We start from the raw sequence: 23,302 nt of genomic DNA, 5'->3' as shown, positions 1-23,302 counted from the left end.
ATCGGCCTTGAACTCGTCCGAGTAGTCCTTCATCGCCATCGGCGGTCTTCTCGCTTCCTCCGGATCAAGCAGATCCAGTATCAGCGTGTCCACCACTCACGGGGAGGCCCCCTTCACGTCACAGGGACGTAATGATCAAGCCGTTCCAGGACTCCCCGCCTATGAGCGCCCAGCTCAGCGCCTGGGTGGATCAATAGCACACCCAGGCGGAGGAGCCGTGTGCCCAGGTTCGAATCCTGCCGGCTGCGCTACAGCAGCCCTGAATGTGCAGCCGGGCCGCGAGCCCGTCCGGGTTGCTTTCAGGACGAAGAAGCCGCGTGCTAGATGCCCTCGCTCTCTACCAACGAGCCGTCGGGACCCAGCCTGTAGAAGCGGGGCGGTCCCATGGCTTCCATGGCCCTGCGCAGCTCCGCTTCCTGCTCCGCAAGGTCAGGACCGTGGGGGTCTCGCACCTGGAATCCGTACAGTCGGATGGTGTCCGCGTCGATGTCGTCCGGCTCAGGCCGGCCTTCCAGGACGAAGCCGTAGAGCGCTCGCAGGGCGTCTTCGCCCATTTCCAGGGGGTGGAAGGGCAGTGCGTACGGTTCTTCATCCCGGTCCGGCCAGGGGATGATGTCGGCCGGACGCTCGCCTGCCCAGTAGGGTCTTTCGAAAGGAAGCGGTTCGCCGATGTTCTCCATGATGCCGCTATCCGGGGACAGGCTCAGGGAGCGGACGAGGCGGCCGTCTTCCCACACCGCGAACGCGAGCCAGTCCACAACGCTGTGCATGGCGTGCAGGACGAGTCGGCGGCCGGCACTTGCCGCAACGAAGTGCTCCGGAAGTTGGGAGGGGAAGTCGATCATCACGCTCTGATCGCCGATGACCTCCACGCCGGGCCACGAGGCGGCATACACCGTCCCCTTCGGCGGGTAGACGCCGTCCCCCAGGGTCGAGCCCTCACACTCCTCGACCTCGCAACCCGGATAGAGCCGCCGCATCGTGGCAGCGGTCTGATCAACACCTGCCATTCCCACTTGCCGCAGCAGTTCCGCCACGTCGCCGTCTGCGTACACCAGCAGTCCCGTCTTGGCCCCCACGGCCCCTCCCCCAGAGTGCTTCCGTTGATGGGACGCACCGTAGCCGCAGGTACTGACAACAAGGCTGCTCAGGCCGCGTTCGTTGGGCTATGCCAGGCGCTGGCAGACTGGTCGTATGACGCTTGACGTTTCGTCACCCGTTCCAGCGCGTGGTGCGATGCCCGATACGGGCCTGACAGCAATGGCCGGTGACAACGTCAGCGACCGTGAACGTCTGCTGAAAAGACTCAACCAGGCAGTGCGCCGTCCTGCGGAGTTCGGCGGCCTGCGAGGAGCAATGCTCAGGACTTGTGGATCAGCCCGAGAGGGTATGCGGAGGGCGTACCTTCCCGATGATCCTGTGATGGTCTCCGAGTAGGCCCGCGTTCGTAGCGCGGGTCGGGAAGGCACGCCTGTGCTGAGCGTAGTCACCGACGAGGGCTCCACCCAATCCGGCTCCCTGATCGACGAGATCGTCCGCGAGGGCGCCCGCCGCATGCTGGCCGCCGCGCTGGAAGCGGAAGTCAACCAGTACATAGCCGAGTTGGCCGCCGAGACCGACGATCACGGGCGGCGCCTGGTGGTCCGCAACGGCCATCACCCCCGCACCGTGGTCACCGCGGCAGGTCCGGTCGAGGTCACCGCGCCCCGGGTGAACGACCGCCGCGTGGACGAGGCCACCGGCGAGCGCAAGCGGTTCTCGTCGAAGATCCTGGCGCCGTGGTGCCGCAAGTCCCCGAAGATCTCGGAGGTGCTGCCCCTGCTCTACCTGCACGGACTGTCGTCCGGAGACTTCGTGCCCGCGCTGGAGCAGTTCCTCGGCGGCGCTGCCGGTCTGTCGCCGGCGACCGTGACCAGGCTGACGAAACAGTGGGGCGAGGACCACGCCGCCTTCCAGGACCGGGACTTGTCCGACCGGGACTTCGTCTACGTGTGGGCCGACGGGGTGCACCCGAAGGTCCGTCTCGGCCAGACGCACTCGTGCGTCCTGGTCCTGCTCGGGGTGCGCCTGGACGGCACCAAGGAGCTGATCGCGCTGGCCGAGGGCCTACGCGAGTCCACCGAGTCGTGGGCCGACCTGCTGCGCGACTGCCGGCGACGCGGTATGCGTGACCCCGAGCTGGTGGTCGGCGACGGTGCCATGGGCTTGTGGCGGGCACTGGCCGAGGTGTTTCCCGCTGCCCGGCAGCAAAGATGTTGGGTTCACAAAGCCCGCAACGTCACGAACTGCCTGCCGAAGTCCGCACAGCCGGGCGCCACGAAGGCGATGCAGGAGATCTACAACGCCGAGAGCCGCGCCCACGCGGAGAAGGCGATCGAGGCGTTCGCGAAGACCTACGGCGCCAAGTTCCCCAAGGCCCTCGCGAAGATCACCGATGACCAGGACGAACTGCTGGCGTTCTACGACTTCCCGGCCGAGCACTGGATCCATCTTCGGACCACGAACCCGATCGAGTCGACGTTCTCGACGGTCAAGCTCCGCACGAAGGTCACTCGCGGCGCGGGCAGCCCGGCCGCAGCCCTGGCGATGGTGTTCAAGCTGGTGGAGTCGGCCCAGGCTCGCTGGCGGGCGATCACTGGGGCTCAGCTTGTTGCTCTGGTCCGCTCCGGGGCGAGGTTCGAGAACGGTGTCCTGGTCGAGCGCGAGGAGGTCAACGCTGCCTGAAACCGGTGGCGCGAACGGAAGCCGTCCGAGAACATCCAACCGTGTCCCAAGCCGAGTCAGGACGTTACCGAGCAGGTCAGACCGCCTTGCTTGCCACGGTGGCGGAAGCCGAACCACTGGTTGAGCACTGGCGTCGGCGATTCGACGCCTCCGCAGCGGCCGGGATTCCCGCCCACGTGACGGTGCTCTTCCCGTTCCTCGACGTCGATCTCATCAGTGCCGCGGTCATCGGTGATCTCACGACCCTGATCGCCGGGCATGACTCCTTCGCGGTCCGGTTCGACGAGTGTGGCCGCTTCCCTGACGTGCTCTACCTGGCGCCGACCCCAGACCAGCCGCTTCGCGCGCTGACCGAGTCCATTGCCACGCGATGGCCGGAGGCGCCGCCCTACGGGGGACAGTTTGCCGAGGTCATCCCGCACCTGACCGTCGCCCATGGGCAGCCATCCCGGATCTTCGACGAGGTGGAGGCGGAACTGGCCGACCGGCTGCCCGTCACCGCGACGATTTCGTCGGTGAGCCTGTTCGTGAGCGACGGTCAATGCTGGCGGCCTCACGCGAACTTTCCGATGCTCGGCGCATCGAGCAATACCCCACCTCGCCAACCCGGCAGCGTGTCAATCCACAACTCTTGACAATTGCTCGCCTGCGAGAGGTGGTGCGTCTCCTTGACCTGCTCGCAGCGAGGGACGGGCGGGGCGGGGAGCAGGTGTGGATTCCCGATACCAACGCCCGTCTGGCCCCTTCGATGATGCTGAGAGAGGGCTTCCCCGCACCGGAAATCCATGTCACTGCATCCCAGTACGGTGAGGATGCACACCGCCGGGGCTGGCTCCGCCTCGACCGCACACTGACGGCGGCTGAGCACTCCGACATCGTGGACAGTTCCGCAACCTGGTCGGGGGAAGACCGCTCATTGCACGAGATCATTGCCGAGTTCGGTCCGCCGTCTGTCACCTTCGGCCCCACAGACCCGGACCGTCCCAAGACGCTCAGCTACGCCACCAGTGACCGCAGGACTCCCGTCGTCGCCTTCCACCTCGGCTCGGCAGGGACCGACACAGAGGCAGGCTCGGGCGACGGTCCCGCGGCTGGCGCGGTCCTACTCGCGGTCCGCGTCAACGACGACCTGTTCGGCGGATGGGAACTCACGCCATTCGGGGAGACCACCTTCGCTGAGTAGTGAGACATCGAGCCAACTGGCTCCCCACGCCATAGGGGCGTAATGATCAAGCCGTTCCTCGGCCTGCAGGACGCCGAGCGTCCAGGTCAGCCGCCCGGAAGGGGCAACGGCTTCCCCAGCCTCCGGAGCCGTGTGCGCAGGTTCGAATCCTGCCGGGGGCACTCGCCGACAACTAGCGTGAACAGTCCGCTGACCAGGGCGAATGCCATGGAGAGAGGGCGGGAGTCAGTCTCACTGACTCCCGCCCTCTCTCGCTGTCACTCACTGGTCGCGACACACCTCCGACACACCCTTGGAGCGGTCCGTCGCTTGGGCGGCCGTTCGTCGGCAATCGTCACCTCGCAAGTCACCGCTGACAGTCGACTGCATGAGCGTGCGAGATCCAAATGGCAGTGAGCCGAAAGTGGCGGCCAACCGCACTGCATCCGTCTGGACGCATCGACTTGGCCTCCACCGCTGAAGCATGGTGAGGTTTTCGCTATGGCCGTCGCTGCTCTTGTCGTTTCCGGGATCACTGCCGTCGCGGTCCTGATCTCGTGCCTTGTGGCATACAAGGCCTATCGCTTCAGCGCGGATACGCGCAAGCGGACAGAGCGACAGACCCAAAACTTGAACAAGCGCGACCTGTTCCTGTCGCTCCACGAGAGGCTTTCATCAGTGGACCAGATTCGTGGTCGCGGGATCCTTAGAGAGAGAGTCAACTCGCCCAAGTCAGCAGAATACCTCCGCCGACGATACCAGGAAGAAAATCGGCTCGCATCAGGCGCTATCGCCATGCTGGATATCCTCGGCCTATACGTCGAAGAAGGCTTTGTGGAGAAGGACTTGGTTTTGCAGGAATGGGGGCCTGTGCTCGCCGATCTCTATCCACATGGCATGGACGTTATTGAAGACCGTCAACGGAGTCGCGGAGCGGGTAGGAGGCTCTGGTGGCCACACTTTCGTCGCCTTGGCCTTGAGGCCATCGCGTGGGTCGACGAACAGGAACACTAAGCGCACCACAATGCGTGTCGCGCGAATTCGGGCCACCGTTCCCGCCAACGCACCAGAATACAATCGCACCTTTCCGCGGCCTCCTACCCACCCGAAAAATCCAGTCAGCGCTTCACTTCCGCCAATGTCGAATTCCACAAAGGCTCCCCTTTCAGTACTCTAGAGATACGTTCCCGGATAGCTGGATAGCCCTTGCCGCATAACGCGATCGGCGCGGAGTGCGGCTATGCCGGGTCGCCGTCTTCCTCCAGCGACTTCGCAATCTTGGCGTTGGCCGCTTCCTCGTGGCCATCAATGCAGCCGTGATAGCGGCGGTGGATCACCTCCGGGGAGTTGCCCACCCGCCGGGCCACTTCCGCGATGGGCACCCCGGCGTTCAGCCACTGCGTGATGCAGGCGTGCCGCAGGTCGTACGGTCGGCCGGCCAAAGGCGAGTCCACCCGATCGGGCTGGAGCGCGTAGGGCCGCGCATCCTCCCATGCCGGCCAGTAGGTAGAGCTGCCCACCACGTCACCTCGCTCGTTGCCGAAGACCCTGCCGTCCTTGGCGGTACCGAACTCCGCCAGGTGTGCCCGCAGGATGGCCACCAGAACAGGCGGGATCGGCACCCGCCGGTCGGTGGCCGCCTCACGGGCCTTGAGTCCCCGGCGGTCGTGCCGCTCCCCCGTGTCCGTCCACTGCTTCCCGGACACCGGACGTGTCTCCCGCAGGGTCAGCGTGCCCCACTGTGGCGCCTCCGGCAGGTAGCAATCAGACAGCCGCAGCCCCACTGCCTCAGCGGGCCGCAGACCGGCGTACAGCATCACCGCATAGAACGCCACCAGTCGCCGGCCGCGGTTGCGGTGCCATGACCCGATGTACGACACGGCGGTGAGCAACTGGCGTCCCTGCAGGGCGTTCACCAGGACCCGCCGGTCCACCGCGTCAGTGGAGCCAGCACGCTTGCCCTTGCTGCGCTGGAGTGGGTTTTCCGTGAGGATTCCCGCGTCCACGGTGTACTCAAGCGCGGTGTTCAGCGCCCGGCGGCGCCGCTTCACGGTGTCTCCGGCCGCCGGCTTGCCGTCGAGCCGGTAGCCGAGTCGGTAGAGCACTTCCCGGAACACCTTCGGGTCGTACAGGTCGATGACCGGCCGGTCGGACGTGCGCAGCCACTCATAGGCGGCTTTGAGGTTCGCCGGGGGTTCGTCCTCACGGTGAGCCGGAACAACGGCCCACCGCATCGCGAGGCGCAGTTCCGTATCCGGGGGCGTTCCTTCCCCGCGCGTCACCATGGCCAGCGATACCGCGGCGAAGCTGTCGGCGAGGCTCTCGCGGGCCTTTGCCGCACTCGTGCGCCACCGGGCCTCTGCGTACTCCCGGCAGAACTCGAACCACCGCACCGGGGCAGCCGCGGCGGCTTCCGCCGAAGCCTCTTCCGCGGCCCTCACTTCCGACTCAGGTAAGCCGGATTCGACGTGGAACGCCTCGCCGCGCTTCATGGCCAGCCACAGTTCAGAGCGGCGGCTTTCCGCGAGCGCGGAGGTGGTGAAGGTGTTGCCGTGGACCTGGTTGGCCACGACCCACCGCAGACGGTAGGGCCGGGCTTTCCTGCCGGTCTTGGTCACCTTCCACAGCCGTACGTCGAGGGAGTAGCCCTCCCGGGCCGACCCGGGAGTTCTTCGGACGTGCTCACGCGGCTTCCTCCAAGGTGGCGAGCCACCGTTCGTACTCGGACCGGCGGACACGCACCGCGCCGTTCGGCAGCTTGATGGCGCGCGGCCCCTTACCGGTGGCGCGCCACCGGTGGAAGGTGGACGGGGGAACCCCGAGATCCTCGATGATCTCGGCAATGGTGAGCTTTTCTTCCCGGCTCATGCTCAGTGCCTCCCCTGTGCGCCGGTGGGCGGAAGGTCGGACAGGCCGGACAGTGCCTCTTGTGGGTGTCCGGGTCGTTCGTGCTGGTCCGATGGGGTAACCGGACAGTCGGACACCTGGGACACCCCCTGTCCGGGGTCGGTGCGGGTGTCGGTGTTCTGGGTAGTACCGGCCGCTGCCGTCCTTGGTGAGCTGGCCGCCGTCGGCCATGCGGGAGCAGGTACGGCGGATGGTGTCCGCGTCGATGTCCGGGAGCGCTGCGATGTCCTTGGGCTTCGCTCCGGGGTTCGCGCGAACGTGCCGCCCGAATTCCCCGCGCGGGCAGCGACCTCATTCCGCATGACGCTCGCCGTCTCTGTACCTGTTCAACGATCGCGAGGGAGGTGTGCCGCTCACCCGGGATCCGCCGACCAAACGATCTACTGGCGAAAGTCCAATAGCTAACCGTTACAGCCCAACGCCATGCAGGACTGTCTCCGCAGGGTCGCGTCTCCCCAGCCGCGCGGGGCATACTGCCTGTATGCACCCAGGGGCGCGCTACGCGGACATCCGCCCGTACACGGTTCCCGAGTCGCTCAGCGAGTTGGCCGGGCCGACGAGCGGGGTCGTCAGCCTGCCACTGAGCCTGGACTGGTCCCAGCAGCGCCGCTACGACCTCACCATCGAGAAGGACCGGCGTCGCCTCTACGAGACAGTCATCCGCGAAGCCATGGACGTCTCCGAACTGCGGCGGTTTCTTGACGGAGGGTTGCTGCTGCACCTGTGGCCCTCGCTCTGGCTGCCCGTACGTGCGAAATCGCTGTGGCAGGAGAGATTCCCCCAGCTGAGGTCCGCTGCCGCCGCATAGTGTGATCCGCATGGACCACCTCCACGTCCGTCTGACCCGGCTCGCCCTGCGGCCGCAGCCGGGGACGGCTTCGTACTCGCCGGCGGATACGCCGTACAGGCCCACGGCATTCTCAACCGCGTCTCCGACGACGTCGACCTCTTCACCGATCAGGGCGATCCGCAAAGATTCGACGCCGCGGTGAACGCAGTACGGGACGCCTACGCCTCCGACGGACTGACGGTCGAGCTGATGCGATCCGGAGACTCCTTCGCGCGCCTGCTGGTCACCGATGAAGACGGTCGGCAGACAAAGGTGGAGATGGGCTACGACTGGCGTGCCGAGCCGCCCGTCATGATGGGAATCGGCCCGGTCCTGCACCCCGACGACGCGGTCGCCAACAAGGTCTCCGCCCTCTACTCCCGCGCAGAAGCCCGCGATTACGTCGACGTCCACGCCGCCCTCACCAGCGGACGCTACTCGGCCGAGGACCTCCTGCGCCTGGCGGAGGAACGCGATCCGGGCTTCGACCGCCGCATGTTCGCCCAAGCATTGCGCGCCTCAAGGCGCTGGGACGACGAGGACTACGTGAAGTACTGCCTCGACGCCGAAGCCGTCACCCGCCTGCGTTCCGCAATCGAGTCCTGGGCCGACCAACTGGAACTCGATGTTCGCCAAACTGACAAGCTGCGGCCGTCCCAGGACAACCACCTGGGCCCCGTCCAGAGGCCGACCGGCAGTCCGACTTCCAAGCTCACGACACCTCCGCCTGGCGACAGCCCCGCAAGCCACAGGAACCGCTGACGGCCCGCCAGAGCTTATGGCTCAGCAGAAGCTGGACGCACGGTCGGCAGGCCCGCACCCGGTGCTGGTCGACCTCGGCGGCGGCAGCGTGCCCGGCGGCCCGGCCGCGTGGGAGCTGGACACCGGGATGATGTCCTACCCAGGCGGCTACGACGCCGACGAGGTGCCGGCCGGGTTCCGGGCCGACGTCGGTCAAGCCGGCACCCTGCGCGTATCTCACCGCCCCAGGACTACCGAGGCCCCCTGCGCGCTGTCCGGCCAACAGCCCGACATCACCCGATCAAGTTCAGTTGCAGAGCGCTGCGATCGCCTCGTCAAGACAGTTCCGGATGGGCGTGCCGCATGTCTGCCTTGAGCCTCAGCGGCGGCCATAGGTCGAGATGGTTCGAGGCCCTCCCGCAAAACGTCCCGCGCACGTAGGAAACGTCGGGAATACGCTTGAGGAAGGGGTGTGGCAATCTACGATTTCCAGGAAGCCGCAGATGGACGCCTTGGATGAACTTCTCCACCAACCTTATCCCTCGGCTTTCGTGACGACCGGCGGTGTCATCCGCCGCCTCAACGCCGCGATGGCGACAGTGCTCGGCAGGACCGCCGAGCAGTGTGCGGGCCGTGACTTCGCCGAACTGCTGCCGTCGGGGCAGCGGGTCTCTGCGGAACGCCTGGTGGCGCAGGGAGCCACGGGCAAGCGACTCGCGATGAACGTGCTCGAGTTCCCCGGGCCCGGCTCCGCGTCCCTGGTCTTCCTGGTCGAGGCGAAGCTGGTGGAGGAGTCCGAGAGCGATGAGCGATTGGTGTGGGTGCACTCACTTGGCGCGGAGAATGACCTGGCCAGCCTGCTGATCCCCTTCCGGCTCGCAGCCAAAGCCGCCGGCCTCGGCGTGTGGATGTACTCCCCCTCCGATCGCCAGCTGGAATGGATGGGCGGCGCACCTGCGATGGCCGCACTCTTCCCGAAGGCCGCGATGCCCTTGTCCTGGGCAATGAGGCGAGTGCACCCAGATGACCAGAAGGCGCTGAGGCGACTGCTGCGGCCGACGACCGCCCAGTCTCCATGGATCGAGATCCGGTTCCACACCGTCCACGACGACTGGCACGACCTGGTCTGCCAGGCCCGCCGCATCGACATCGGCTACGGCGGCCCCCAGCTGACCTTCGGGGTGGTCCGCGACGAAACCGAGCAGAAGACACAGAAAACGGACATGCAAGCCGCACTGGTCGCTGAGCAGGAACGCGCGGGCTTGATCGCCGATTTCTCCTCAGCGTTGATCACCGCGACCACAGAGCAGGGGCTTCAGCAGGTCGTCCTGACCCGGCTCGCGACAACTTTCGAGGGTACCGGGGCCGTCCTCGCGCTCGTCGAAGACAACAGCCTGCACGTCTCTACCGACGCGGGTGTGTCCACCGAGGAGGCAGACGCCCTGCACGGGATGTCCCTGGGCGACCCGGATCCGCTACCCGTTGCTATCCGCACCGGCGAGCCGCAGCTCATCGGCAGCCAGGAGGATTACCTCCAGCACTGGCCACACGGGGCAGCACTGTCGTGGTTCGACCTGCCCGATTCCGGTCGCGCCGCCTTGGTCACACCACTCGGCCGGGCGGACGATCAGCCGCTCGGGGCATGGGCGGTGATATTCGATCGCGACTATCAGCCGTCTCCGGACGAGCTGGCCCTCATGGGCACGCTGGCCAACCTCGCGGGACAGGCGCTGGGACGCGTCAAGTCACAGCAGGTTCACCTTGAACTGGCCAAGGCCGTCCAGCAGAGCATGCTCCCAACGCTGCCCGAACATCTTCCAGGCCTGGAGGTCGCCGCCCGCTACCGCCCGAGTCGGGACGGTCTCGACATCGGCGGCGACTGGTACGACGCCTACGTCCTGCCCGACAGCGCGGTCGCGGTGGAGATCGGCGACATTCAAGGACACGACGTGGACGCCGCGGCCTTCATGGGACAAGTACGCGCATCCATGCGTGCGATCGCAGCCGACGAACCGGCTCCTGGGACCGTCCTGTCACGCACCAACGAACTCCTCGTCACGATGGGCGCCGCACGGTTCGCCACCTGCACCATGCTGCACATCGATCCGCGCGACGGCCGGGTCACCGGGACCAGCGCCGGCCACGTGCCCCTGCTCTGTGTGCACGCACGGATGGCAGGCATGAGGTACTCCATCTCCCCGGCAACTTGGTCCTGGGGGTTCTTCCTCACACCGACTACCCCGAGGAGACCTTCACGCTGGACCACGACAGCGCGCTGGTCCTGGTCACGGACGGGGTGGTCGAAGGACCGGGACTAACGCTGGACGCCGGCCTGGACCGAGCGGGAACGCTGGCCGCCGAAGCCCTCAACGAGGGCCTCGGTACCGAAGCCACCGCCGACCGGGTCCTCGATGCGGCGGACGCGGTGGACCACCTCGACGACGCTGCCGTACTGGTCATCCGGCGTCTGTGAAGGGTCGAGGCCCGGCTTGCGCAGGTTCGAATCCTGCCGGCTGCGCTATAGCAGCCGTGAATACGCAGCCGGGCCGCGAGCTCGTCCGGGTTGTTGCTCCACAGGGTCGGGACCGTGCGGGTCCCGCACCTGGAATCCGTGCAGTCGGATGGTGTCCGCGTCGACGTCGTCCGGCTCAGGCCGGCCTTCCAGGATGAAGCCGCAGAGACCTCGCAAGGCGTCTTCGCCCAGTTCCCGAGGGTGGAAGGGCAGCGCGTACGGTTCTTCGTCCCGGTCCGGCCAGCGGATGATGTCGGCCGGACGCTCGCCTGCCCAGTAGGGCCTTTCGAAAGGAAGCGGACGCTTCCGCTGACCGTCGAGGACAATCGGCTGGGAGTGCGCACTCATCTGTGAGCGCTTCTCCGATTCCCCACCGCTGACTCTGAGGCGAAGGGCGTCACGTCGGACGCAAGGAGACGTGGGCCAACGAGCCACCGGGGGGTTCGCACCGCTGGCGGCTCGTTGGCGGGGGCACCGGGTTATCAGCCGATGCATCCTGGGACAGCGGTCGGGCTGTTGAGGCAGTTGCTGGGGTTGTTGGCGATGACCACCGTCACGCGCAGGGTTACGGTGCCTTGGTTGTTGTAGATGCCGCCGGGGTTCGTCCCGCTGGACGTGTTGTTGCTGATGACGCTGGCGGTCAGCGTGGAGGTGCCGCCGGGGGCCGCGGGCACGCCGTTGGCGAGGCCGCCGCCGCCGTTCGGCGCGGAGTTGCCGAGGATGGTGCTGGCGTTGACTGTCAGTGTCCCGATGTTGGCGATGCCGCCGCCCGCGTTGCCGGCCTGGTTGCCCCTGACGACGGTGGCGTTGACGGTCAGGGTGCCGTCGCTCACGATGCCGCCGCCGTTCTGGGCTGCGCTGTTGGCGCTGACGAGGGAGGCGTTCACTCGGGCCTGGGAACCGTTGAACACGCTGAGTCCGCCGCCGAAGTTGGCGTGGTTGTTGCGGATGACGCTGGCGTTGACCGTCAGGGTGCCGTTCCCGGTGACGACGATGCCGCCGCCGGCGCCGTTCTGTACGGAGCTGCCCGTCGCATCGCCGTTGGTGATGACGGCTGAGCGCAGGTCGAGGTCACCACCGTTGACGGTGAGGATGCGGAAGGTCCCGGTCTGGCGGGTGATCGTGTCGCCGTTGCCGTTGATGACGATCGGGGAGGTGATCGCGGGCAGTTCTGTGGTCAGGCGGTACGTGCATCCGGGTGCCAGGATGAGAGTGTCACCGCCCGGGGTGCTGTTCGCAGTGTTGATCGCGCTCTGCAGGGCAGTCGCACTGCAGGCCACGGGCAGCGTGGCGGCCGAAGCGGGGGTGGCCAGCGCGGCCGACGACAGCGCGGCGGCTGTGCCTATGCCGAGCACCTGGGCGGTCCGGACGAGGGTTTTGCGGCTGAGCATGTCACTCCTTTGGAAGTCGCGCCCGCCGAGAGCGCCCGCCCCCGTCAGGGGCCGCGTACGCGTGAGGCAGGAGGTCAGGCAAGAAGTGCCCATTCGGCCACCGGCAGTCCCGGCCGCCTCTCCGATTTACGCCTGGTGGTCCACGGAGATACGCGAGGCGGCCTAATGAACGCGCCCGTGTTGCCGTCGCCCCGCGGCTGTACGGCTGGTCATCCCAGCGAGGCCAAGCGCTGCCGGTGGCCCGGTGGCGTGCTGCGGACGCGCGGACCAGTGGGCTTCCGAATCCTGCTCGCCTGTTCGCTCGTAGGGCGTCGGGCACTGCCTGGTACACCGCCTTAAGCATCCCCGCCAGATTCTGCACCGCAGCGAAGTACAGCAACCATCACGCTCGAAGGCGACCGTCAATGGCCTCACGAACGCGAGGCCACGGCGGAGGTGTTCCGCAAGGCGTCCGGCCGTGTCCGGGGCTACGCGGCCGAGTTCGACGTACCCCTGCCCGAAGGCGTTGAGGTCGGCGCACAGGTAGGGGACGTCGCTCTCCCGACCGGCCAGGGTCAAGGACTCCCGCAGGTTGGTGGCACCTTCGCTGAGCGGTGATGCACCGAGCCAGCTGGCTTGCCCACGGCATAGGGGCGTTATGATCAAGCCGTTCCCCAGCCCCCAGGACGCCGAGCGCCCAGGTCAACCACTCGGGGCGAACAACAGCTTCCCCAGCCTCCAGAGCCGTGTGCGCAGGTTCGTCCTGCCGGGGAACATGAACGGTTCCGGGTTCAGTGGAGGCTCGATTCTCTGAGAGGTTCGAGTTATGGCACGTCCCTCCCCTTATCCCGCTGAGCTGCAGCGTCGCGGGGTGCGCATGGTCGCCGAGGTGCGCCCCGACCACGAGACCGAGTGGGCCGCGACGAACGCTGTCGCGAGCAAGCTCGGCATCGGTGCGGCCGAGACGGTGCGCCAGTGGGTCCGCCGGGACCAGATCGACTCCGGTTCCCGGCCGGGGACGACAACGGAAGAATCAGCCCAGTTCAAGGCCCTGAATGAAGGAAGTCGCCGAGTTCCGGCGGGCGAACGAGATCCTCAAGGCGGCCTCGCCTTTCTTCGCGGCCGAACTCGACCGGCCGATCTTCGCTCGTGACGTTCATCGACGAGTACCGGGACCCCTTCGGCGGCGTCGAGCCCATCTGCACCGTGCTGACCGAGCCCGGTATTGCCCGTCCACCTACTACGCAGCCAAGGCCCGCCCACCCTCGGCGCGTGCCGTGCGCGACGCGGAACTGAAAGTCCTGGTCCGGGAGGCGTTCGAGGCCAGTTCACAGCCCTAGCGACAGCACTCTTGTCGATTGCTTTTCTACCCCGCCTATCCCCGTCATCCCGCCCGTATGAACCTGTCACGAGCATTCGAAAAGAAATCTCTTGCCGAACTCGAACGTTTCGAACTTTCAAGTAGAAATAGGCGGAAAAGCGGCTAAGGCACTTTGCGTAGCCGTGCTTCTATGACTTGTCCCGCAAGGCGACAGTGAAGTCCGCCCGAAGTAGCGTGACAACGCCATCGGCTAGCGTGTCGGGGGCCGAGGAGCATCGATCTGGGGGGGGATCCAGTGGGTCGCAACAGCATGCCGATAGAGAACCGGGGCGACACCGAGCTCTGTCTCTTCATCGAACCGTACTGCGAGGACTACTGGATGAAACCAGGGGACGCACTGACAGTCCGTTCCGACGCGGAGGGTGCCGATGTCTGGTTCGACACGTATGTCTCGAAGGGCTGCGTCACCGTTTGGCTATATGAGGACGGCGACCCATGCAAGATCGTTGTCGACTATGCGGTCGTCGATGCGAGCGGTACTCGGCTGGAATCCGGACATCAGAGGCCCCTTGGCCAGCGCTGGTCGGCTGCCGGCCCAATAATCGACTGACGCTGCCCAGCCTCCCTTGCGTCACCCGGTCAAGGCCAGGTTGTGCAGGCGGGAGCCCAGTTCAGCGCCCTGTACTACGTCACTCTCGACGGGACGGACCACGCCAGCCGCAGGGAGCAGGGCGGCATGATCCGCCACGACATCACCTGACAGTAGCTCTGCCGATGATCTGCCGCCACGGGGCCTCATTTCGCAGGCCGGGCCGGTCCACCCGGTCCGTGGCGGTGGAGTAGCTCCAGCAGTTGTCCGCCACAACAAACCCCTTCGAATGATCCCAACTGGGCAACATACTCGCAAAAGTCGGCCAGTTGGCGGTTGAAAAGCGCCCTTGTCGTGCACGACGCCGCCTCGCTAACCTCTCGCCCGGGGGGGTCCCGCGGCGGAGCATGCTTTCCGCTGTCCGGGTCCTCATGGAGCAGGGGACTCGGGTGGGGGAATTGTGTCGTCGCGTGCTGTAGTCGTGCGCTCTTCGAGAGCCTCAAAGCACTTGTTCAGTCGTAGGGCCACTGGGGCGACGACCCTGGTGGCAGTGCTCTCCCTGGTGTTCTCGGCGGCCACGTCCTCGGCGGCGCAGGCCGCGGCGGACTGGAACCTGGGCAACACCGAGGCCTCCCAGATCTTGGACCTCAACGCCCCGGCCGACGGCGCCGTGCGCAACGACGGCCTCAGCAAGTGCCTCGACGATCTCTCAGGCAGTACGACCAATCACTCGACGGTCGACTCCTCGGCGTGCACGGGCTTGGCAAATCAGGACTGGACGTTCACCCCGAGCGAGGACTACGACTGGGACCTCGGCGTCCACGGGACGCTCACCCTGACCGGCGCGCCGGGCAAATGCCTCGACGTCACCAGCGCCAACGGTGGTGCAGCGAAGGCTGTCGCCGAGGGCGGCACGGTGCAGATGCTGCTGACCACGTCCGGCGAGGTGTATGCGAAGGACACCAGGAATGTGACCGGACCCGCCGGCGGGTCGGGCATCAGCCCCCAGATTGCCCTGGACGGCAGCTGGACAAAGGAAAGCGACACCGGCGTCCAGAAGATCGCGGCCGGTTCCGACGGCACCCAGATGATGATCGGCTTCGACAACACCGTCTACGCACGCAACACCATCGCTGCGACCCCCTGGACCAGCGAGGGCGGCTCATCCGTCCAGGCGATCGCCACCAATGGCGGCGTTCAGCTCTACCTCGACGGTGACGGCACCGTATACGCGCGCAGCGGGATCGGCTCGAGCACCGGCTGGACCACGGAGAGCGGCACCGGGGCGAAGGCGATCTCCGTGGGCTCCGACGGCACCCAGATGATGATCGGCAGCGATGGAGCCGTCTACGCGCGCTCGGGTATCGGGTCCTCCACCGGCTGGACCAAGGAACAAGCCCCAGGCGCCCTGGCGATCGCCACGAACGGTGGCGTCCAGATGCTCCTCGGCAGTAACGGCGATGTCTATGCCAGAACCGGCATCGCGCTGAACGGCTGGACGAGGGAGAGCGACCCGATCGTCGACCCCGTCAGTTACCACGGCAGGACCGTGCTCGCAGCCGGCTCCGACGGCACCCAGATGGTGATCGACGCGAGCGGCTATGCCGACGCCAAAAAGGGGATCGCACTCAACGGGTGGACGAGGGAGAGTGGCCTCGTCGACACCGATATCTTCCATCCGTCGATCGCCGCTGGAGCGAACGGTGTCCAGGCCGTCATTCTGAGCACCGGCGTTGTCGCCGCCCGGGTCGGGATAGGCACCACCAACTGGCTCACCGAGAGCGACCTCACGGCCGAGACCGACAACGGCCGCCCGGTCCAACTGTTCGACTGCCACGGCTGGCGCAGCCAGCAGTGGCGGTTCCGGCACGACAAGACCGGCGGCGTCCAGCTGTACAACCCCGTGTCGGGCCGCTGCGTGGACACGCCGAACGCGTCGACGGCCGACGGCGTCGCGCTGCAGATCTACACCTGCAACGACACGTTTGCGCAGCACTTCTCCCCGCCGGCGACCCCCGAACCGCCGAGCGGCCCGATCACCAACGCCACAATGAACAAGTGCGCCATCCCCGCATCCACCCTCGCTGCGCCGGCAGACGGCACCGCGGTCGTGCTCTACACCTGCGGCGTGGGCTACACCACCGGTCCGCTGCTGCCGTGGAAGCTCAACCTCGACGGCACCCTCACGGCCGGCGGGCTCTGCCTAGCCGTGGCCGGCGGGGAGGCCGGAACCGCCAACGGCGCGTTGGTGCAGTTGACGAAGTGCGGCGGCAGCCTCGACCAGCAATGGGCGGTCGGGTACGACACGAGCAATCGACCGCTCCTACTGAACCCGAACACCGGGCGCTGCCTCGACGATCCGAACCAGTCGACGGCCAACGGCACGCAGCTGCGCCTCTACACCTGCAGCAACACCACCGCCCAGGTGTGGGACATCCCTCACGCCTCACACACCTTCGTCGGCCCGGTGGCGGCGACGTCGTCGACACTCCCGGCAGGCACGGGGGACATCAACGCCCGCGAAGCCGCGATGGACGAGGCGGCGACTGCCCGGGACACCCGTGCGCATCTCGCGATGCTGCTGCACGCAGGCGGGATCGGGGTGCGGACGTCCATCGCCCAGACGCTGGCCGGCCCGGACAGCGCCCTGAACGAGCCCTGGTCGGACTACGTGAGCGAGAACTGGGAGAACGCCCCGAATACCCCTGCTGACCAGGATGTCGCCAAGGCAGCCATCGCGGACCAGGCACGCGGGCAGCGAACGGACGGGATCAGCCGATTCCTGTCGGCCTACCCCATGGGCGCTTACGGCTCCCAGCCCGACTTCGACGCCGACGTCACCAACTTCATGTCGAGGGACTCGACGTTCTGGCTGGCCGGCCAGGCGATGACCGCGAATCTGCCGATCACGCACGCAGACCAGGCCGCGCAGGACAAGGTGACGGCCATCGCCGCCACCCACGCGGCGGCGGATCCGAGCAAGGCGTGGTACTGGAACTTCTACCGCGACCAGGCGAACCAGGGTTCGGCCGACGACGTCCGCCGGTTCATTCAGTACGACGGCTATCCCACGGTGGCACCGGTCGCCGGGACGCAGGAGTTCCGGGTCGAGGTCGAGTCCCTCAAGGCACGCTGGGCCTCCGGTGATCCGTCGAACCCGTTCGATCCCGACCACGTGCTGATCGAGGTGGAGGAAACGGCCTGGGCCGAGTGGCAGACCGAACTGAACGCCCAGGCGCAGCCCCGCGCCGACATCCTCGCCGATGAGATGCAGGCCCTGGAAGCGCTCCAGGCCAGTGCCGAGACGATGCACGACGGCCTTGACTACGCATGGACGGCCGGCGGCATCCTGTGGGCACAGGGCCAGAAGACCGCCAACCAGTCCGGTTGGTCCAGCGTGGACATGTCGCACGCGACGCACGACCTCGGGTTGATCAGGGCGAAGGTTGTCGCACTCGCGTCGGCCGCGCAGAACGAGGCGCTGATCGCCCAGGACGCGGCCGCCAAGGCGGAGGCCGCACGCGACACGGCGTACGCGACCGCCACCGCGTCCGGCCTGCCGGAAGGCAGAGGACTGTCCTACGCGCTGCAGTCGGCGCAGGTGACCCGCGCCGCCGCGGCCGCGGCGCAGGCGACGGCCAACGCCATGAAGACGGCGGTGGCGGCCACCAACTCCACGCTGGCCGACTCCGCGACACTGCTGGCGAATGCCAGTGCGCAGGCGCACGCCGCTCGCGCCCTGTACCTGCGGCAGACTGCGCAGGACAACGCGGCGCAGGCTTCGGCGCTCGCCACTCAGGCGGCGAATCAGGCCGCCGCGGCGGCCACCGCGGCCACCGCGGCTGCGGCTGACAAGGCCGCCGCCGCCACTACGGAGACGCAGGCCAAGGCCGCGCTGGCCAAGGCGGACGCCGCCGCGGCGGACGCGGCGAACCAGGCCACCATCGCCGCGAATGCAAAGGCGACCGCGGAGACCCAGCGCGCCAACGCCGCCGCGGCCGACGCGAGCGCGCAGACGCAGGCCGCCACGGCGGCGACCAAGGAAGCCGCCGCCGCCGCGGCGGCCGGCACTGCCCAGGGTCTCAACGCCACGGCGCAGCAGGCGGCGGCGACCGCGGCCGCAGCTCGAGCCAACGCCGAGGAGGCACAGCGGGCCAAGCACGCCGCTGACGCCAAGGCGCAGGCGTTGGCCGCTGTGGCCGCCGCCAATCAGGGAACCGACGCCGCCGCGGGGGCCACCGCAGCCGCCCAACAGGCCCAGGCGGACGCCGACGCGGCGGGCGTCGCGGCCGACGAGGCCAACGCCAGTGCCACCCAGGCGTCCAATGCCGCCGCGGCGGCGCAGGCCGCGGCCACACGGGCAAGGTCCGCCGCGGAGACGGCGAACTCGGACGCGGTCACCGCGGACGCGGCCGCCGAGCAGACCAATGCTGCGGCACGGAAGGGCGATTCACTGGCCGCAGACGCCATCGCCCAGGCCGGAATAGCGGCGGCGCAGTCCGACGCCGCCCAGGCCTCCGCGGCGCAGGCGAAGACCGATGCCGACAAGGCCAAGGTGGCGGCCGACGGCGCGCAGACCGAGGCGGCTCTCACGGCCTCCGACGCCGCGACGGCCACCGGCCAGGCGCTCGCCACCGCACAGGCCGCCCAGTCGGCCGCGGCGGAGGCGGCGACGGTGGCCGCACCGGCGAACGAGGCCATCGACCTGGCGGCGCCGTACGCGGCGCGCGACTCCGCGGCCGGGCTCGCGTCCCTGACCTCCGAGGCGGCCAAGACCATGGCGCAGCAGCAATCCGACGTCGCAGCGGCCCAGGCGGCGCAGGCCGCGGTTCTCGCGGCGGCGGCGCAGGCCGCGGCGGCCGCCGCCTCCGGCGACGCCAAGCTGGCGGCGCAGGCCGCGGCCGACGCCGCGACCTCGGCGTCGCAGGCGGCCCACTCCGCGGCCGCGGCGATGGCCTCCGCCGCGCAGGCTGCGGCCGACGCGGCCACCACCAAGGCCACGGCGGGCCGGATTCACACGATTGACGCCCAAACCCAGGCCGATGCGGACGACGCCCACGCATCCGCGGCGGCGGCGGGTATCTCCGCCGCCGCAGCCCAGGCCGCGGCGACAGCGAGCGAGCTTGATGCAGCGTCGGCCGGCGCGGCTGCAAGCGGCGCTGCCGAGAGCGCGGCCGATGCCCAAAACCACGCGGATGACGCGGCGAGTTCCGCGGCAAGCGCCAACGCTGCCGCGGCCACCGCACAGTCCGACGCGGATGCGGCGCAAACCGCCGCCGCGACCGCCGAGGCGGACCAAGCCGCCCAGGAGGCAGCCAACCGAATCGCCGCCCAGCAAGCGGCAGCGGCCCAGGCGGCATCGGGTCAGCCGGCGCTCGACCCGAGTGATCAGGCGCTGCTGCTGGCAAGCTGCGGCCAGACATGCGTCGACAATTACAACCAGGCCCAGGCCCTGGTCGGCACCGACCTCCAGACTTTCATCATCGACAACGGGGGCCAGTTGATCCTGGACTTCATCGGCGTGGACGATGTGGAGGCCTGCTTCGACAAGGGCGATGTCGAGGGCTGCGTGTGGACTCTGGTGGATCTGGTCCCGGTCACGAAGCTGCTCAAAGCAGGGGACCTCGTCGCGAAGCTCGTCGAACTGTCACCGAAGATCGCCAAGTTCATCAAGGACGTGAAGAAGGCCAAGCAGACCCTGAAGGAGATGCAGGAGCTTCTGAAGGAGCTGCAGAAGGCGAAGGCGCTGGAGGATCTGTCCCACAACCTGGACCAGGTGTGCGGCGGGCGGGTCAAGCCCGGGGAGATCGATTACGGTCCGCTCGGGCCGGGCGGCCGGGCCACCATCGGCGTCGCCTGCCTGACCAAGCCGCTGGCCAAGGGCTCCGGGACCGACAGCACCCGCTACGACGTGGCCGGCTACCAGGACGGCCGGGACCGGGCCGAGGCGCTCGACCCCATTCCGGTGTCCTTTACGATCAACGCGTGCCACCTGATAGGGGACCAGCTCGGCGGTAAGGGGGACAGAACCGACAACCTGGTAACCTGCACCCGCGCTGCGAACGCCTTCCCCATTGCCGGGGTGCGGGTGCTGACCCCGAACATGTTGACCTACGAGAGCCAGATCAAGGCCGCCGTAGCGGGCCCCCAGGAACAAACCGTCGCCTACGTGGTGGTCCCGGAATACGACGGGAGCAACGTGATACCTTACGCCATCAAGATGACGGCCAAGTGCGTTGCGAACTGCACGAACAATCCCATCAATATCAGCGCCACGATTCAGAATGAGATGTGGAGCCCCAACCGGAACGCGTGGGTCAACATCAGCCAGTAGTCGACATCCGAGCGTAAAGGGATTGCGATGACTTCAGAAGATGAGCTCTTGCGGATACTCGAACCGCCCGCTGAGAAATGGGTTCCCCCCAACCGGGACGAGATCGTCCGCGGGTACGGAACGGCGCTGCCCGCGGACTATCTCTGGCTGATGGAGACATACGGTCCGGGGGAAGTCTCGGGTTATCTCGGAATCCTGCCCCCGGTCCGTCCCTCCGAGATCGGGAACATTTTCGGAATCCTTCAGAGCGCCGCCGAGATGCAAGAAGGCGTAGAAGGCATCGAGCCGGAGTACCTGGTGCACGGCGGCCTGTTCATGTGGGGTTACAACCCCGATGGCGACAGCGCCTTCTGGAGCACCGTCGGTGAGCCTGACGGATGGCACGTCGTCACCTGCCGCAGACACCACAATTTCGACGAGCCGGCATGGACCCGCTACGACTGCGGCATCGTGGAGTTCCTGGTGCGCACCTTCCAGGGGCGCTTGGCGCAAAACCCTTTCAGCGGTAACGACCTCTGGGGGATCGAGTCCCCGAGCTTCCGCCGGCACTGAGAGGGTGCCTCTTCGTGCCTCCGCCCCGCGGGTACCCCGCTGCCTCCGGCATCGCGGCCCGGCGCCGAGGTGTCGGGCTCCAGGAGGAGGGCCGCGAGGAGTGGACGGGGCGGCGGGCGGCCGGTGCGGCGGCGGATCCCCTCGTCCAGGCGCTCTTGCGGTCTGGCGTGCTGATACGCCGGTGCCGGGCGAACCGATCGTTAGCGCGGCGGATGGTCCTGTTCGGCGAGGGGGCGGGCGGACGCCGGCAGGTCCGGCATGGGCCTGAGGCCTTGGCCGTACGCCAGAGGCTGGGCGGACGGCCACCCAGACCGGCCACCGGACTCACGTGCAGCCCAGAACCCCCGACGGGCTCGAGCTCAGCGCAGTGCGATCAGCGGTGCCGCGGTCACGACCGCCATCAGGGCGGCCGTGAGCACGATGATGATCCGGCGCTGGCCGCGCAGCCGTATCCGCTCCGCGGCCGCCGCGCGCCGCCGGCTGAGCCGGGCCTGTGCGGCGGCGTCGAGGAACTCCCTTTCCCTCGGCGTGGGTTCGTAGCCGTCCCGGCCGAAGAGGACGCGGGCGTCGGCGAGGTCCGCACCGCGGTAGAGCCTCTCGTGCGGGCGCCCGCGTTCGTGCCAGGCGCGGGCGGCCTCCGTCAGGCGGCGCTGCACGCGCAGGTCCTGGGCCTCCGTCTCCAGCCACCACGCGAGACGGGTCCACGCCTGGGTCACGGACGTGTGCGCCCACCGGACGCTGTGCCGGTCGAGGGTCAGTGCACGGGCGCGGGAGAAACGCTCCAGCACCATCCTGGTGACCGGATCGTCGTCCAGGTCCGACAGCGCGACGGCCGCCGGTCCCGGGCGCACCGCCGGGGGCTCGGCGGCGGTCAGGCGGAGCAGGACGGAGCGCGCACGGCCGTGCAGCGCCTCGGGCAGCTCTGCCCACGCCGTCTCGGCGCAGCGGGCGGCCACCGCGTCGAGACCGCCGATCGCGCGCAGCGCGGACAGGCTCAGCACTCCCCCGTCGCGGCGCAGCCACACCTCGCGCAGCGCGACGGCGACCAGCGGCAGTGCCCCCGGCTGGCCCGCGGCTGCCGCGACCAGAGCGGCGACCAGGTCCTCCCCTGCCGAGTACCCGGCCCGCGCCGCCGGCTCGGTCACCGCCCGGCGCAGGTCCTCGGGCGCCATCGGCCCGACGACGAGGGGGTCGTCGAAGAAGACGGAGGACGACGGCGACCGGCCCGGCCGGAGGTCGCAGGCGTCCACGAGGGAGCAGATGACGATCCGCACCCGCCCGGCCGCCACGGCGGAACCGAGCAGGTCCAGAAGCCGGCGGCGCTCGGCCGGCGGCCACCCCGGGGCGAACAGCTCCTCGAACTGGTCGACCACCAGCACCGGCTCGCCGGACCCCGTGGACGGCACTCCGCCCAGCCTGGCGAGCCACCGTGCCGCGTTCCGGAGCACGTCGGCGCCAGGGGTGAGGAGGACGACAGGACCCACGTGGCCCTCGGCCCGCAGCGGGGCGATCAACCCGGCGTTCAGCAGGGAGGTCTTGCCCGCGCCGGACGGTCCTGTGACGGTGACGACCCGTCGGTGGCGCAGCCGCTCTCGCAGGTCGGCGGCCAGCGCCTCGCGTCCGAAGAACCATCGCGCGTCCGCGGTGCGAAAGGGGGCCGCCCCGGGATAGGGGACGGCGCCCACGGTCTCCGGCTGCCCCGCCGTGGCGCGGAGGGGCGGGGGCGCGTGACCACCGCCGGCGCGTCGTGCCGCCGGGCCCGCGCCGGGACCGGACCCGAGCCCCGCGGGCGTCACGAGTCCCGCGGGCGTCACGAGTCCCCCCGCCGCAGCCGGTCCCCCCGCCCCCGCGAGTCCTTCCGCCGTCCCGTACGACTCGGCCAGGTCGTACCAGCGCAGCCGCCACGCCTCCACGTCACCGCCGCAGCCCTCCACGTAGGCGATCGTCACCGCCAGAGTCGGCAGCCTGCGCCCGCCCGCCGCCACCGAGAGACTGGCGGCGGAGGTGTGGGCGCGCAGGGCGAGCTGCCGGTAGGTGGGGGCGCCGGCCTTCGCCCGCAACTGCCGCAGATCGGCGGCGAACCGCAGCAGCGGGGTGCCCCCCTCGTCCAGCGGCCTCTCCTGACGTGGCACCGGAACCCCTTTCCCGGCGTCCGTCCCGGGAGGCGGCGATGCTGGGGACGTCCGACCGATCTGCTGTGGCATTTCGTGCGGCATCCGAGAGAGCGTCCTGACACGGTAAGCACAAGCCTACGAACGGCG

The 23,302-nt window shown here is 68.4% G+C and carries 17 protein-coding genes and 2 pseudogenes; 13 read left to right on the top strand and 6 right to left on the bottom strand.

Going from position 1 to position 23,302, the window contains the following annotated elements:
* Positions 1-320 precede the first annotated feature (320 nt).
* Positions 321-1,079 (bottom strand): DUF6928 family protein, encoded by a 759-nt coding sequence (locus NFU81_RS31390; protein ID WP_251497557.1) that lies wholly within the window; start codon positions 1,077-1,079, stop codon positions 321-323.
* Between the two features lie 394 nt (positions 1,080-1,473).
* Between NFU81_RS31390 and NFU81_RS31385 the strand changes: the two genes are divergently transcribed.
* The 4 genes from NFU81_RS31385 (at position 1,474) to NFU81_RS31370 (ending at position 4,900) form a co-directional block, all read left to right on the top strand.
* Positions 1,474-2,724, top strand: coding sequence for an IS256 family transposase (locus tag NFU81_RS31385; protein ID WP_251497554.1), 1,251 nt, complete (start codon positions 1,474-1,476; stop codon positions 2,722-2,724).
* A gap of 41 nt (positions 2,725-2,765) precedes the next feature.
* Positions 2,766-3,359, top strand: a complete 594-nt coding sequence (locus NFU81_RS31380; protein WP_251497551.1) for a 2'-5' RNA ligase family protein — start codon at positions 2,766-2,768, stop codon at positions 3,357-3,359.
* 74 nt (positions 3,360-3,433) lie between these two features.
* A complete protein-coding gene (locus NFU81_RS31375; RefSeq protein ID WP_251497549.1) occupies positions 3,434-3,907 on the top strand; it encodes a hypothetical protein in 474 nt (157 codons plus the stop codon).
* A 480-nt stretch (positions 3,908-4,387) separates the two neighbouring features.
* Positions 4,388-4,900 (top strand): hypothetical protein, encoded by a 513-nt coding sequence (locus NFU81_RS31370; protein WP_251497546.1) that lies wholly within the window; start codon positions 4,388-4,390, stop codon positions 4,898-4,900.
* A 224-nt stretch (positions 4,901-5,124) separates the two neighbouring features.
* On the opposite strand, the gene NFU81_RS31365 is transcribed toward NFU81_RS31370, so the two are convergent.
* Both NFU81_RS31365 and NFU81_RS31360 read right to left on the bottom strand, forming a co-directional pair.
* A complete protein-coding gene (locus NFU81_RS31365; protein ID WP_251497543.1) occupies positions 5,125-6,504 on the bottom strand; it encodes a tyrosine-type recombinase/integrase in 1,380 nt (459 codons plus the stop codon).
* Positions 6,505-6,568: 64 nt separating this feature from the next.
* Positions 6,569-6,754 (bottom strand): helix-turn-helix transcriptional regulator, encoded by a 186-nt coding sequence (locus NFU81_RS31360; protein WP_251497540.1) that lies wholly within the window; start codon positions 6,752-6,754, stop codon positions 6,569-6,571.
* A gap of 520 nt (positions 6,755-7,274) precedes the next feature.
* Here NFU81_RS31360 and NFU81_RS31355 point away from each other — a divergent pair.
* The 5 genes and pseudogenes from NFU81_RS31355 to NFU81_RS31335 all read left to right on the top strand — a co-directional run bounded on the left by NFU81_RS31355 (position 7,275) and on the right by NFU81_RS31335 (position 10,836).
* On the top strand, positions 7,275-7,601 hold the full coding sequence (locus tag NFU81_RS31355) for a hypothetical protein (protein WP_251497538.1): 327 nt from the start codon (positions 7,275-7,277) through the stop codon (positions 7,599-7,601).
* 57 nt (positions 7,602-7,658) lie between these two features.
* A pseudogene (locus tag NFU81_RS31350) lies at positions 7,659-8,384 on the top strand (nucleotidyl transferase AbiEii/AbiGii toxin family protein); the annotation flags it as partial.
* A gap of 16 nt (positions 8,385-8,400) precedes the next feature.
* Positions 8,401-8,739 carry a hypothetical protein gene (locus tag NFU81_RS31345; RefSeq protein ID WP_251497534.1) on the top strand — a complete coding sequence of 113 codons (339 nt, stop codon included), beginning with the start codon at positions 8,401-8,403 and terminating at the stop codon, positions 8,737-8,739.
* 127 nt (positions 8,740-8,866) lie between these two features.
* Positions 8,867-10,681, top strand: coding sequence for a SpoIIE family protein phosphatase (locus NFU81_RS31340; RefSeq protein ID WP_251497532.1), 1,815 nt, complete (start codon positions 8,867-8,869; stop codon positions 10,679-10,681).
* Entirely contained in the window at positions 10,570-10,836 is a 267-nt protein-coding gene (locus NFU81_RS31335) for a SpoIIE family protein phosphatase (protein ID WP_251497529.1), read from the top strand. The genes NFU81_RS31340 and NFU81_RS31335 overlap by 112 nt, the downstream gene beginning before the upstream one ends.
* A gap of 45 nt (positions 10,837-10,881) precedes the next feature.
* Here NFU81_RS31335 and NFU81_RS41415 read toward each other — a convergent pair whose 3' ends face one another.
* Positions 10,882-11,223 (bottom strand): DUF6928 family protein, encoded by a 342-nt coding sequence (locus NFU81_RS41415; RefSeq protein ID WP_422665334.1) that lies wholly within the window; start codon positions 11,221-11,223, stop codon positions 10,882-10,884.
* A 134-nt stretch (positions 11,224-11,357) separates the two neighbouring features.
* Entirely contained in the window at positions 11,358-12,266 is a 909-nt protein-coding gene (locus NFU81_RS31325; protein ID WP_251497526.1) for a hypothetical protein, read from the bottom strand.
* An 805-nt stretch (positions 12,267-13,071) separates the two neighbouring features.
* Between NFU81_RS31325 and NFU81_RS41410 the strand changes: the two are divergent.
* The 4 genes and pseudogenes from NFU81_RS41410 to NFU81_RS31305 form a co-directional block, all read left to right on the top strand.
* Positions 13,072-13,543 (top strand): annotated as a pseudogene (locus tag NFU81_RS41410) (transposase); the annotation flags it as partial.
* A 333-nt stretch (positions 13,544-13,876) separates the two neighbouring features.
* Positions 13,877-14,176, top strand: coding sequence for a hypothetical protein (locus NFU81_RS31315; protein ID WP_251497520.1), 300 nt, complete (start codon positions 13,877-13,879; stop codon positions 14,174-14,176).
* Positions 14,177-14,705: 529 nt separating this feature from the next.
* Positions 14,706-20,489: a ricin-type beta-trefoil lectin domain protein gene (locus NFU81_RS31310; protein ID WP_251497517.1), complete on the top strand. Its 5,784-nt coding sequence runs from the start codon at positions 14,706-14,708 to the stop codon at positions 20,487-20,489.
* Between the two features lie 27 nt (positions 20,490-20,516).
* Positions 20,517-21,041, top strand: coding sequence for a hypothetical protein (locus tag NFU81_RS31305; protein ID WP_251497516.1), 525 nt, complete (start codon positions 20,517-20,519; stop codon positions 21,039-21,041).
* A 359-nt stretch (positions 21,042-21,400) separates the two neighbouring features.
* Here the strand turns inward: NFU81_RS31305 and NFU81_RS31300 are convergent, their stop codons facing one another.
* Positions 21,401-23,173: an nSTAND1 domain-containing NTPase gene (locus NFU81_RS31300; RefSeq protein WP_251497513.1), complete on the bottom strand. Its 1,773-nt coding sequence runs from the start codon at positions 23,171-23,173 to the stop codon at positions 21,401-21,403.
* Positions 23,174-23,302 lie beyond the last annotated feature (129 nt).

It is taken from the genome of Actinacidiphila cocklensis (genome assembly GCF_907177275.1).
Lineage (GTDB): Bacteria > Actinomycetota > Actinomycetes > Streptomycetales > Streptomycetaceae > Actinacidiphila > Actinacidiphila cocklensis.
This window is presented reverse-complemented; position numbering and strand designations above follow the sequence as displayed.

What these genes read in the sequence shown, in the direction of transcription:
- NFU81_RS31305 (WP_251497516.1), top strand. Translation starts at nt 20,517, where the DNA reads ATGACTTCAGAAGATGAGCTCTTGCGGATACTCGAACCGCCCGCTGAG.
- NFU81_RS31345 (WP_251497534.1), top strand. Translation starts at nt 8,401, where the DNA reads ATGGCTCAGCAGAAGCTGGACGCACGGTCGGCAGGCCCGCACCCGGTG.
- NFU81_RS31360 (WP_251497540.1), bottom strand. Translation starts at nt 6,754, where the DNA reads ATGAGCCGGGAAGAAAAGCTCACCATTGCCGAGATCATCGAGGATCTC.
- NFU81_RS31325 (WP_251497526.1), bottom strand. Translation starts at nt 12,266, where the DNA reads ATGCTCAGCCGCAAAACCCTCGTCCGGACCGCCCAGGTGCTCGGCATA.
- NFU81_RS31355 (WP_251497538.1), top strand. Translation starts at nt 7,275, where the DNA reads ATGCACCCAGGGGCGCGCTACGCGGACATCCGCCCGTACACGGTTCCC.
- NFU81_RS41415 (WP_422665334.1), bottom strand. Translation starts at nt 11,223, where the DNA reads ATGAGTGCGCACTCCCAGCCGATTGTCCTCGACGGTCAGCGGAAGCGT.
- NFU81_RS31315 (WP_251497520.1), top strand. Translation starts at nt 13,877, where the DNA reads ATGCCGATAGAGAACCGGGGCGACACCGAGCTCTGTCTCTTCATCGAA.
- NFU81_RS31370 (WP_251497546.1), top strand. Translation starts at nt 4,388, where the DNA reads ATGGCCGTCGCTGCTCTTGTCGTTTCCGGGATCACTGCCGTCGCGGTC.
- NFU81_RS31340 (WP_251497532.1), top strand. Translation starts at nt 8,867, where the DNA reads ATGGACGCCTTGGATGAACTTCTCCACCAACCTTATCCCTCGGCTTTC.